The following is a 12860-nucleotide window of genomic DNA, read 5'->3' on the forward strand; positions in this document are numbered from 1 at the left end:
CAGATAATAGTGGAAGGATTGTGCATTTTCCTGTTAGGAATCTATTATACGCTGTTGACCGAAAAATAGAAGATACCCTCTACTGCTTATTTAAAAGAAATCATCAGCTGTTCATTAACACCTTTATCAGGTACTCGTACACTGCAGACACCTGTTTCTTTATCCCAACTCCACGCCACAGTTTCCGTATCATTCTCTAAATTTTCTTCCAATCGTTCCGGTTTTACCTTCTTTATCTTCTTTCCTTTGGCAGTTACCTCTTTCGGAGCTTTTGCAGAATAAATACGGAACAACAGATTTCTCGGACCGGGGACAGTGTATCCTTTTCCTTCACGGGCAGAGACTGTCAGTTCATATCCATTTGCCAGAGTGCTGCAAACAATCGGTGTTTTGACAAATTCATCACGCTGGTATCCTAAGTTTTCTCCTTCATCTTCGTAAAGAGTAAAGACTGCCTGTGCGCCTTCCTGTGCGGGGAAGATTTCAAAAGTAAGTGGATATACCGGTTTCTCATGGGTGTAGTTCATCACCGGCATGGTGGGGATGATAGAACCTTGCTTCACAAACATAGGAACAGAGGACAAGGGAGCATCAACCGTAGTCCACTGCTCTCCGGTGTAGACCGTCTGCTTGTTGTTGTAGTCTATCCATGTACCTTCGGGAAGATACACGTTCTTTGTGCGGGCACCTTTCTTCACCACAGGGGCTACCAACAATTCACGACCGAACATGAATTGAGCATCCGTAGAGAAAGTTTCCATATCCATTGGATATTCGAGAAACAGAGGCCGCATGATAGGCAATCCTGTATCATACGCTTCGCGGGCGTAAGTGTAGATATACGGCAACAAACGATATTTCAGCTCGATAGCCGCTTTCGCGTTCTTTTCCGCTTCCGGTCCGAAAAGCCACGGTTCCACCGGGTTATCTCCCTCATGATGGATACGGCTCAAAGGATTGAATGCACCGAATTGAATCCAACGGGTATAGAGTTCCGCCATAGCCGGATAATCCTCAATATCCCCACAGTAACCGGTAATATCACAGGAAGAAAATGGGATTAATCCCAACCCTGCGGAAAGCATTACAGGAATCTGATTAGCCAACTGTCCCCAACCTTGCAATACGTCGTCTCCGTTTCCGCTATCACCCGTCCAGCCGAACGTATAACGTTGCAATCCGGCATAAGCAGCACGAGTCATTTGAAAAACACGACGGTCTGGATTCCTCTTTTCAAATTGCTCCTTCACCACTTTGTCCCAAGTCAGGCCATAGACGTTATGGATTTCATCGTGCATACCGAGATGGTGCTTCATCACCAAGCGTTCCGTCTGCTCTTCGTTACTCCAGGCAGGTTCGCCCATATCTGTCCAAAAGCCGGAGATACCATCATCAATCGGTTTCTGCTGATAAGCCCCCCACCAGTCGGCTACGGCAGGCAGGGTGAAGTCCACCACTCCGCAGTTCCCACCCCACGGCCAGGGCATATCGTAGCTTTTGCCGTTCGTATTGTCCTTTACAAAATAGCCTAAGCGGTCTGCTTCTTCCCATTGTTTTTTATTGGCTTGTGCAATTACCGGGTCTTGAGATACGACTACCTTAAAACCCATCTCCTTCAAATCCGAAAGCATCTTTTTGGGGTTTTCATAGTTTCCTTTGCGCCATTCGAAATCCTGCAAGTATTCTGTCCAGCCGATATCCTGATAGATAATATCACAAGGGATTCCCCGTTTCCGGTAGCCTTCGGCTATTTCACGACTTAACTTTTCACTTGTCAACAGACCGCGGCATTGAGCAAAACCCAACGCCCATTTCGGCGGCATGATAGGTTTTCCGGTCAGTCCGACATATTGGCTGATGATTTCTTTATAGTCTTTACCGAAGATAAAGTAATATACCATTTCCCCGTTCGGCGCTTCAAAACTGTAATAATCACGGCTTTCCGTTCCGAATTTGAATTCTGTCTTATAGGTGTTATCAAGAAAAATACCATACCGATAATTGCTCATAAAGAAAGGAATACTCTTGTAAAGAGGATCTTCTACCACACTATAACAAGGTTTGTCACTATTCCACATCTTATAAGACTCGCCACGACGATCCATCTTTCCCGCTTTCTCACCAAGTCCGAAGAAGTGCTCGTCACGACGAAGCACTTTATATTCCACCTTCTTCGTTCCTTCACTGACATGACCTTTATCGGCATAATCGCTAAACAAGAGTTTCTGATATTTATCGAATATCTGAAGACTCATCGGAGATTTATTCACCCGGATACGCAACTTCGGAGTAAAGATCTCATAACAGGCTGCCTGTTCGTCTACATGGACGGTTCCTACATCTTCCAACTCTTCATTAATCACTGCGAAAGAAGCATTCTTTCGTTGCAGTTGTCCATCGGGCGAAAACCAAACTTTGACTACCGAAGGACTACAAAGCTGTAACTGCAACGCAGCACTGTCCGTCAGGTGAAAAGTCACCTGACGGCCTTGTTGTGTAAAAGAAGTGCATGTGCGCGCTGCACTTTCCGCCCACACCAATGTCGGGAATACCAAACACAACGCCCATACCCAGAATTTATATCTCATCTTCATACTTATCATTTTAGTTATTCTATCTACAGCCGCTTCATGCATTATTGCTCATATAGTAAATTAAGGCACGGATTACACGGATTAACGCTGTTGTTTTACATACTCCATCATTCTAAAAACCGTGAAATCCGTGTAATCCGTGCCTAATAATATAAGATTAGTTTGCTAGAAGACTTACAATCATTTTTATTCAGCCACAACCATTGTCCAGTATTTCAGAGACGGCAATGTGAAAGAAACAACTCCGTTCTCCTGCGTAAAAGCCAGTTCCTGCAAAGCGCCTCCATGTATATCCGGAGAGGCTACCCATAACTTGTTCACTTTGGCCGGCAGATTCATTTGTAAAGCAGCTTTCGTAATCAAGGTCGGTTCCGGCATCGTGCCGTCCACATCTCTCCAGCTAAGGCTGTTTGCCTGCGAGAAGTTAAGAAGATGTATCACCTGCTTGTTGCCTACCTGCTTGGTATAAGTAGTGACCGAACCTTGTTGGGGAGGCCATACATTCAGACTCATTTCCCCGTTGGTACAATTCATGGTGATACTATTCTCCGTACCTCCGTCACGAAGCAGATTCTGATAAGAAGTCAGGAAGTCATAATAATGAACCATCGCTGTTTTCAGCTCTTCGCTCATTGTCAGATTCTCATTCGGGAAGTACTCTTTGCACAACATGTGATCGCCTCCCAATTCCAGATGCGAACCGCCCAAAGCAAACATAACAGCATCCGTCAGCAGAATACCCGGCGTATTAAATTCCCCCCGGTTATCCGCCTTGTTATAATTCATATAAGCTGCAAAAACCGTATTCAACTGATAATCGCCATATACTCCATTTTCATAAAGAATAGCTTTCAGATCGGTAAAATCAGCCTCATCCGCCCATACTTCATTATAGAAGAAATCCACTTTATCCGTCTCCCCTATCTGACGGGCACCGTAACGGCTCACCGCATTCATCACCAAACTCTTGTCCGGATGCACCTGCTTCATTGCATCTATAAAAGAGGCATATCCCTCACGCAAGTTAACAGGAATACCACTATAATTATAAAGCGTGCTACGTCGTCCCAACTGGTCTATCTGATAACCGTCGAAAGCGAAGTTTGCATATACATCGTCATTCCTTTCGCCCAGATATTTCTGCCATTCCTTGTTAGAAGGGTCTACCAGATAGATATTACTTTTCCATCCGCCCGGCAAGTCATGGCTATCCTTAGTAGTGTGAGAAGCATCCTTAAACAGATACCATTCCTCCTTCACTCCATCCGCAGCAGCATCCTTCAACGCTCCGAAACAAAGATTATAAAACATAGACTTCATACCGAAACGATGCTGCGCTTCAATGTAATTCTTCACCGAACTTGTATAAACCTCCCGGTTAGCGATATCCATATATACCTCATCCAACTGTGCACGTGTACCGCCCAACGGCCAGTGATGTTTATTATGCCAATCCTGAAACTGCACCCAGTTGATATGATGACGGTTCAGATACTCCATCTCTTCCTGTGTCTTTTCGGCTGTCTTCTCCTGACTGAAATCAGCGACAAAACCATAACGCGGGAAACGTGCCGGATCACTGGATACATCTACCGCAATCGTACCGACTATTACATCCGTTCCGTTCTCCTGACGATAAAGCTCTGCCATGTACCCTTTAAAATCAGTGGTAGGCGGCTGCCATGTCCAGCTCGTACCATTTACCGATTCTTCTCCCACCGTTTCACCCGAAAGACGATAACGTACTTTAGTTCCGGCAGGCAGAGCGTCATCCGCTGTAAACACCACTTTCTCTCCCGGTTTGTAGAAAGCCTTGTCTGTCGACAGGTCTACACTCAAATCCGATGTTACCGGAGTCACTTCGGTGACACCGCCCGAAGCTCCTCCATTCTGTTGGTTCGACTCATTATCATCACTGCAAGCCATACACAGGAAAGCAGCTACCAGATATATTATTTTTTTCATCTTGAATTCTTGTTTTATTGTTTCACAATCGAGATCGTCTCTTTCAACTGGTCAATCGTAATCTGATAAGAACCGGCCTCCTGAATATTCCACTTATAGTCCAGACCACCCAAATCTGCATCCGGATACATACTGCTCAACTCTGCATCCGATTTAGTGACAAACAAAGCTGTTTCCACTTCACCCGTCGGAGTTTTATCGTTCTTATCCGCCATAAACCAGTCTCCGTTCCAGTCAGACTGCTTATCGCAGGAAATCTTCATCTCACCGGCTTTCAGTGTACCGCTCCATGTGAAGATATAAGGACTGTCGACACTCTTAGTCATCGGCGTAGCATTGTCCAAACTCCATCCGTTCGGAGTCGCCTCACCCACCAGATACAATCCTGCGTAAGGAGTGAACGGACGCATCAGCATCTTTTCTTTTCCTTTGCCTGTATAGAAGCATACTTTATAAGGTTTGCCACATTCAGCCTCTTTCATTTGCCATTTATTATCGTCGCCTCCAAGCACTACTGACGTCGAAGTGTACGGAGCATTTGCTACGGCAGGATGGAAGAAAGCATCCGACTGGCCGAAGTCCGCCACAGAGCTAAACTTAAATTCTCCGTCTGCTTCCCAAGGAATCACAGCTCCATAATGGAACAAATCCATCTGAACAGCATCTTTAGACAGTGCCTCAAATCCCCAGCCACCATTTCCGGTGAACGAACCGACAATGAAGAACTCGTCAAATCTCCAACCGATATCTTCCGTTTCAGTCAGTGTCAACGTCAGATTGAGCAGATCTACTTTTACAATATAGGTTGCCCCTTCATCGATTACAAACGGCTCATCCGGCTGGTCACCCGATGTACGGTAAGTCAGCTGGAGTGCTTCCCCGGCAGTGGCGTCACGGTTGTACGACGGCAAGAATTGTCCCAATGTCGTTATAAATTTCAATGATCCGGCGTTCAGTTTTCCTGTCCATGTAAACTGTCCGTTATCCGTACGCTCCATCGCTGTCGCATTGTCGGCAGCCCATCCATTCGGAGCAGCCTCACCGATCAGGTAAAGCGTAGTAGTAACCGGCTGGTATGTAGTCACTGTAAAAGCAGTCGTCGCACTTTGTTTCTGCTCTTCCATTCCGGCAACAACCGCTGTGATACGTGCCTCCAACTCCGCTTTCACAGCATAGCCGATACCGAACTGTGTATTCAGGAATTGGTTGAGTTCTTCCACTTTCTTAGTCCATTGATACGTTCCCGTACCTAAATCCACCGAATAAGCATTTGCAAAGTCCGTTCCGGCTTTTGCCAGCTCCAGCGTATAAGAGATACGGTTACCACTTCCATAATTCGTTCCGGTAGTCCATGAGAGAGCGAGTGCTTCCTGACTATGGTTCTTTTCGTTCAACACCAAGTCCTGCTGATTCACCGAAAGAGTGAGGGTATCATGTCCTTTATTTGTCTCCATATAATCTTCGGCACAGGCAACCATCGTTCCGCCGATGAAAAGAGAGCATAACAACTGATATATATATTTCTTCATGATATTATTTATCTAAATGAATGATTATAAAACAGATTAATAACCGGGATTTTGAGTCATCAGATGATTGGAGTCCATCTCTGTCTGCGGAATAGGCAACAGGAGACGTTCCTTGGTCACATTATTCTTACCGATGGATTTCAGGAATGTCAATGCATAATTTCCATTATCCACACGGATCATATCAAACCAGCGGTGTCCTTCAAAGGCAAGTTCCATCCGGCGCTCGTGAATAATCTTCTCTCTCATTTCAGTCTGCGTCAGAGTAGTCGGCACATCTGCCAGTCCGGCACGTTTGCGGACGATATTCAACGGAGCAGCAGCCTGGTCGGGATGTCCCTGCTCGTTCAATGCTTCCGCTTTCTTCAATAGAACATCTGCATAGCGATATACTACGAAGTTGTTGGGATTGGTATTATACTCCGGAGAAACAGTCTTCGACACAAGAAACTTGCGCACATTATAACCTGTATTCGACCAGGAACGTCTGTATTCCATACCGTCAAAAGCGGGGCAACCTTGATACAAGACAGTTACGTCTTTCCGCAAATCACCATCCTCATATTGCTTGAAAAATTCTTCCGTAGGCAGGTTCCATCCATAAGCACCGGCCACCAGACTTGAGTTACGAGGTCCCATAAAAGTCGACAGCCAGGATGATTGGTTATCACCGCCCCAGAAATCATATTCCGTACTACCGGAATATTGTACTTCGAAAAGGGATTCCGCACCATTATTGATAGTAGCATTGAAATTATCGGCATAATTGCATTGAGTCAAATCGTATCCCATCGCAGCAATGTTGTCACACAGAGTTACTACTTCATTATAGTATTCGCGATGATTGGGCGCCAGTGTCAGATAAATATCCGCCAGCATAGCCATTGCAGCTTCTTTGCAGGCACGTCCTCTATCGCTGTCTCCATAACTGCTTTTCGGAGGAAGCATGTTTACCGCATTTTTGCAGTCAGAAAGAATCCGGGCATATACCTCATCTACCGTATTACGGGCAATATCCGTAGATTCTCCCGGTTCAAACGGCGTTAAGCGCAAAGGCACACCTCCATACAGACGAACCAGAATATAGTAGTAATGTGCACGCAGGAAATAAGCCTCACCCATGCAACGAGTCTTTACCTCATCGGAGATAGCTGCCGAAGGCAGATTGGAAAGCACAATGTTACAACGTCCGATACCTACCCACGGAGAACGCCATACGTACAAAGCAAAGCCATTATCACTCTGGGCTATGAAATTGGAAGCCTGCACAGTTTCCAGTCCGTCGGTTCCCCCTCCGGCGCCTACTTCACTGTTACCTGCGATAATATCGAGGCTCCAGATACGCTGATTATACATATTGGATGACTGAAGAGTCTTGTAGCAGGCAGTAGTCAGTGCCACGGCAATCTCGTTCGTTACTTCCGATTCGGGATCGACGCCATATTTAGGATATTTATCTAAGAAATCGTTGCATGAGGTCAATGCCAGCATGGCAAACATCATCACCAAAGTTGTTATCTTTTTCATATTTTTCCTCCTGATTTAAAAGTTAAAGTTCAAACCCATGCTGAACGTACGTGAGATAGGGTAACGGCTGCTGTCGATACCATTGACGTCAACTTCCGGGTCGAAGCCGGAATATCCGGTGATAGTCGCCACATTCTCGCAAGAGAAAGAGATGCGGGCATTTTCCAGTTGAATCTTTTGCATCCACTTTTTAGGCAGTGTATACGAAAGCGTAATGTTTTTCAGACGGAGGTAGGAACCGTTTTCCACAAATCGGTCGGATACACGGCAGTTCTGATTCGGGTCTCCCCAGATAGCACGCGGCATGGAGTTGCTTGTTCCTTCTCCCGTCCAGCGGTTCAGTACGGCTGTGGTCTGGTTGTAAGCGGCTGCCATTCCTTCGTTGTCTACATTGTTGGCATTATAAATCTTGTTTCCCGATACGCCTTGCAGGAACACGGAAAGTTCCCATCCCTTATAAGAGAAATTATTGCTTAGAGAGAAGAACCAGTTCGGGTTCGGGTTGCCGATAACGGTACGGTCTTCATCGTTGATAACTCCATCGTTATTCAAGTCCCGGAAACGGATATCACCCGGAGCAGCGCCCGGTTGGGTAGCATGGCGGTTCACTTCATCCCAGTTCTGGAAAAGTCCGTCGGTTACGTATCCGTAGAATACGTTAATCGGATAACCGGCTCTAAGCATAGTCACGTATGAGTTCCCCATCTGGTTGATAAACATCGGAGTTTCGCTGTTCAAGTCCTGAATTTCGTTCTTGTTATAAGTGGCTGTTAAGGCAGACTCCCAAGAGAAAAGCCCTTTCAAATTAATAGTACGCAAGGTCATTTCCACCCCTTTGTTGCGCATCTTGCCGGCATTGGTGAAAGTTTCGGTAGTATCTTCAAAACCGGAAGTGATAGGAATGGAAGCCTTCACCAACATATCTGCTGTCTTCTTGATATAAGCGTCCAGCGAAAGGTTGACGCGTGAATTGAACAGGCTCATGTCTACACCAAAGTTGGTCTGGCGCACTTCTTCCCAATGAATATTCGGATTGGAGAGAGTAGTAGATACCAGAGCGGTGGAGTTGTTGTTGCCGAAAGGATAGACTCCTGTGTTATAGGAAGCAACAAAACCATAGTTACCGATTTCCTGATTACCGGTCACACCGTATCCGATACGCAGTTTGAGGTCATTCACCGGGAAGTTGTCTTTCGGAAACCAGTTCTCCTGGGAGATACGCCATGCCAGCGAAACGGAAGGGAATGTTCCCCAACGGTTGTTTTTACCAAAACGGGAAGAGCCGTCACGACGCACAGTAGCTGTAAGCAGGTATTTATCTTCGTAAGAATAGTTGAGACGTGCCATCAGAGAGAGCAGTGCCCAGTCACTCTGGCTACCGCCAAGACTGTACATCTTCTCGCCGTTGTCCATTTCGTGGATATTATCAAACATGAAGATATTCTTTTGAGCATTCAGGTAATCGTAGTTATTCCACTGGGCGGAAGAACCTGCCATCACCCCTACCCGATGTTTCTGCGCAAAAGTGTGGTCGAATACAAAATAATTATCCCACAAATAGGTAAATGCTTTGTTATCGCTCTTATAGCGGGAAGATTCTTCTACCGGATTCGGTTTCCAGTTGTAAGCCGGAGTAAAGTTGTCGACAAACCAGAATTTGGCGTCATAACCGAATGTACTTTTCAACTTCAGCCATTTGGTAAAGGTGATCTCTCCGGTGATATTTGCCAGGAAGTTATATCCTTTTGTTTCATTGGTCATCATGTGCAGTGTACCGATCGGGTTACGGATGCTTCCGTACCATTGCGCCTCCTGTCCGGGACCGCTCCAACTGCCGTCCTCATTCTTCACCGGTTGGGTGGGGAGTGCTTTCATTGCATCACCGATGCTATAAGTTCCTCCTTCTTTCACGTCCGTACTGAATGTCAGGTTGGTAGTGAATTTCAGCCATTTATTAACTTGGGCATCGCTATTTGCCTGAAAGTTGAAACGACGGTAATTAACGCTTTCCACAATACCGGACTGGTCAAGGAAACCACCGGACACATAGTAATGTGCTTTTTCCGTACCACCGGAATAGCTAACCGAATAGCTTTGCTTCACTCCCGTGCGCAGCATTTCATCCAGCCAGTTCGTTCCTGTTCCCAATAAAGAAGGGTCTGCCCAATAAGGGTTTGTATTATCATCATTATTAGACAGCATATCATTGCTCAAAGCGGCATATTGCGCAGCATTCAGCATATCGGGCACTTTAGTGGCATTCTGAATCGCCCAATTAGCGTTTACCGTCACCTTTCCGGCACCCTCGGCACCCCGTTTGCTGGTAATCATCACCACACCGTTCGCACCACGCGAACCATAAATAGCTGTTGCCGAAGCATCTTTCAATACGTCCACCCGCTCTACATCGGCCATATTCAAGGAAGACAATCCCAAGTCGGTAGGTATTCCGTCAATGACAATCAGCGGGTTACTATTGTTGATTGTTCCCAAGCCACGGATTTTAATGGTGACATTATCACCCGGCTTACCGGCATCGATAATCTGCACGCCGGACACCTTTCCTTGCATTGCCTGACCGATATTGGCCACCGGAGAGTCTTTAATGTCCTTCACTCCGACAGAAGATACCGCTCCGGTCAGATCGCTCTTTTTCATCGTTCCGTAACCCACTACTACAACTTCGTCCAATACTTCCGTATCTTCCTGCAAGGTTACTTTCAAAGCGTTTTTCCCGTTCACCGGGACTGTCTGCATTTTATAGCCGACAAAAGAGATAGTCAGCGTGCTGTTAGTCGGAACGCTTAATGAGAAATTACCGTCTACATCGGTAATTGTACCGTTCGTTGTACCTTTTTCTACCACACTGGCACCGATCACCGGTTCACCCGTGGCATCTACGACATGTCCTTTTATTGAAATCTGTTGTGCGAATGCACTAAGAGATAGGAACAAGCCCCACATTATTAGTAAGAGGCGGCGTTCAAAGCCTTTCGACTTCATACTCTGTTTCATGTACATTAATTTAAAGTTAATATTAGGGTTACTTTTGTTTTACTTTCTGTGTCATTGCTGAAATGACCGTGAAACAAAAGTATCCACATTTCATACTGCTTCTTAAAGCAGATAGCAAAAATATAGTGATTTATACAGTATCCCACAGTATAAACCACTAAATATAAGAACGTTACAAAATATAAGTCGGACTAAAAAAGTAGTGGTTTTCTTATTCTTCCACCTTCCCTATTTGCATTACTTTAGCCTCAAATTCATCTCTTTCTCCCACAGCCTTGTTACGGACACGAGTCCGGTAATTATAAATGGTAGTGACGGAGTAACGAAGGAATTGCGCTATCTTAGTACTGTCCGTAATTCCAAGGCGGATGAGAGCGAAGATACGAAGTTCGGTATTCAGCAGTTCTCCCGGTTTGGGTTGCATCGGTTCGGTAAGCAGGGCATTAAAATCTTCCACAAAACTGGGGAAGAGTTGCAGGAAAGTCACATCGAAGTTCGCATAAAACTCTTTCAGTTCTTCATCAAGAAATTGCGAAGATTTAATAGCCTTATATAGTTCTTCCACCCTTCCGGCAGCAGCAATCTTATTCAGGGAACGGCGGTATAAATCCATCTTGTCGAGATAAGTGGAGCATTGGTCCATATATCTCCCGATATATTCCTCCTTGATATAGTTGGCTTCCGAAAGCGTATGATTCATTTCTTTCAGTTGCGAATTGGAATCGTGAAGTTCTTCGTTCAGTTCTTGCAGGAGCGTATTAGTGTCGATCACTTCGCGACGTGCGGCAGCAACCTTTTTCATCTGCTTGTAAACGAAGAAAATGGCGACTAACAAAAATACGGAAAGCAAACTGATACAAATCAATGAGACTTTCATCTCCTGCTGCTGACGTTTGGTTTTTAATTGATAGGCCTGGTCGATGATAGGAAAGACCTGTGAGATTTCCAGGGTACGAAGACGGGCATTGCAAAGGGTGGCATCCTCCAGGGAACATTTCAGATAGTTGTAGGCACGGTCGATGTCTCCTTCTTCATAAACAAGAGAAGCGAGTTTGCGCAAAGACACATATTCTTTTACCGCTGATTTCAAATCGGCAATGGCCGAAAGAGCCAGGTAATGTTTTTGCCCCTGCTTATCTCCTTTCAACCGATAGCCTTCGGAAATGGTATAAGTAATCATTGCCTGTGCATGATCATCTAAAGACGGTTTACTGTAATATTCCATCAGCATATCAATCGCTTCATCGTATCGGGCATGAACGATGCACTTATCTGCCATCACCAATGCGTGCCCCAGAGAGTCGGAAGCATTGATCTGTAACAGAGAATCCCGGTATAAATCCGTCATCCGGTAATATTCTTTCTTGGCTTTCTCCGTAACGGCATAATCACCCATCAATCCATAAATAGTGCGGTACAGATGATAATAATAGCCATATAGATAGTCGGGCAGTGTTTTCTTATCAATTTTCCCCAATAACTCAAGGGCTTCTTTATACATTCCGGTAGTTCCCATCACTTCCGCCATATTCATGGCAGAATCATCCAAGTAGTCCAGTTTATTTAAACGATGTGCCAGTTCCTCTTTCCGTTGGGCATAGACAAAAGACGAATCCAGATTATAAGCCCGGTATTCATCGAAAAGACGTCCGCAAAAACCATATCGCTGCTCATCGGAAGCAGCCTCAACCAACAATTTCTTCAAGTCAGCAATTCGTGCCTCCTTTTCCGCTCCATAAGTCTGGCGGTTTTTAATGATACCATCAATCTCACGAAGCAACGCATCGGTACTCTTATTATCTTTTGCATAAAGCAGACCAGAAAGGACGATTGTCACAAAAATCAGAATAACTTTTTTCATAGTGCCGTATGTATTATATCTGCAAAGATAAAAGTCTTTCAGAAACTTCCGGCTTTCAGGAGAAGATTATTGCAGGTAGAAAAAACAATCTTTTTTAAAGAGAGGGCAAAACAGATTTATTATAAACACAATAATTGTATTTATAATAATCAATATGCAGTCATTGTTAATTCTTTTATTCCGGTCACTCCTTACTAGAGAAAGTATTGAAAATTTTTATTCTCTATTATTCACTTCTTCCATGCCCTTGTTTTCCCCAAAGTATCTTTTTGTGTGATATAAATAGCATCTCGTATCCTCACTAAGATTAAACTCTATTATATCCTGGAGTGCTTCGCAATTATCTTAGGCATATAGGCAGTCTTATCC

Annotated in this window: 6 protein-coding genes and 1 pseudogene; all 7 read right to left on the reverse strand. The window is 44.9% G+C overall.

Features of this window, described 5'->3' with window-relative positions; translation table 11 throughout:
- Positions 1 to 86: 86 nt before the first annotated feature.
- The gene (locus NXV01_RS04015) at positions 87 to 2603 is read right to left on the reverse strand and encodes a glycoside hydrolase family 31 protein (RefSeq protein WP_259021769.1); all 2517 of its coding nucleotides are present in this window, start codon (positions 2601 to 2603) and stop codon (positions 87 to 89) included.
- Positions 2604 to 2780: 177 nt separating this feature from the next.
- Complete coding sequence (locus NXV01_RS04020) at positions 2781 to 4559, reverse strand: glycoside hydrolase family 66 protein (protein WP_259021770.1); 1779 nt, start codon at positions 4557 to 4559, stop codon at positions 2781 to 2783.
- A gap of 14 nt (positions 4560 to 4573) precedes the next feature.
- A complete protein-coding gene (locus NXV01_RS04025; RefSeq protein WP_259021771.1) occupies positions 4574 to 6088 on the reverse strand; it encodes a SusF/SusE family outer membrane protein in 1515 nt (504 codons plus the stop codon).
- A gap of 36 nt (positions 6089 to 6124) precedes the next feature.
- Complete coding sequence (locus NXV01_RS04030) at positions 6125 to 7588, reverse strand: RagB/SusD family nutrient uptake outer membrane protein (RefSeq protein ID WP_409012947.1); 1464 nt, start codon at positions 7586 to 7588, stop codon at positions 6125 to 6127.
- A 42-nt stretch (positions 7589 to 7630) separates the two neighbouring features.
- Complete coding sequence (locus tag NXV01_RS04035; RefSeq protein WP_148367766.1) at positions 7631 to 10630, reverse strand: TonB-dependent receptor; 3000 nt, start codon at positions 10628 to 10630, stop codon at positions 7631 to 7633.
- Between the two features lie 211 nt (positions 10631 to 10841).
- A complete protein-coding gene (locus tag NXV01_RS04040; RefSeq protein ID WP_148367767.1) occupies positions 10842 to 12491 on the reverse strand; it encodes a DUF6377 domain-containing protein in 1650 nt (549 codons plus the stop codon).
- A gap of 219 nt (positions 12492 to 12710) precedes the next feature.
- A pseudogene (locus tag NXV01_RS04045) lies at positions 12711 to 12836 on the reverse strand (ISAs1 family transposase); the annotation flags it as partial.
- Positions 12837 to 12860 lie beyond the last annotated feature (24 nt).

This window comes from Bacteroides sp. BFG-606, assembly GCF_024788145.1.
GTDB classification, from domain to species: domain Bacteria; phylum Bacteroidota; class Bacteroidia; order Bacteroidales; family Bacteroidaceae; genus Bacteroides; species Bacteroides vicugnae.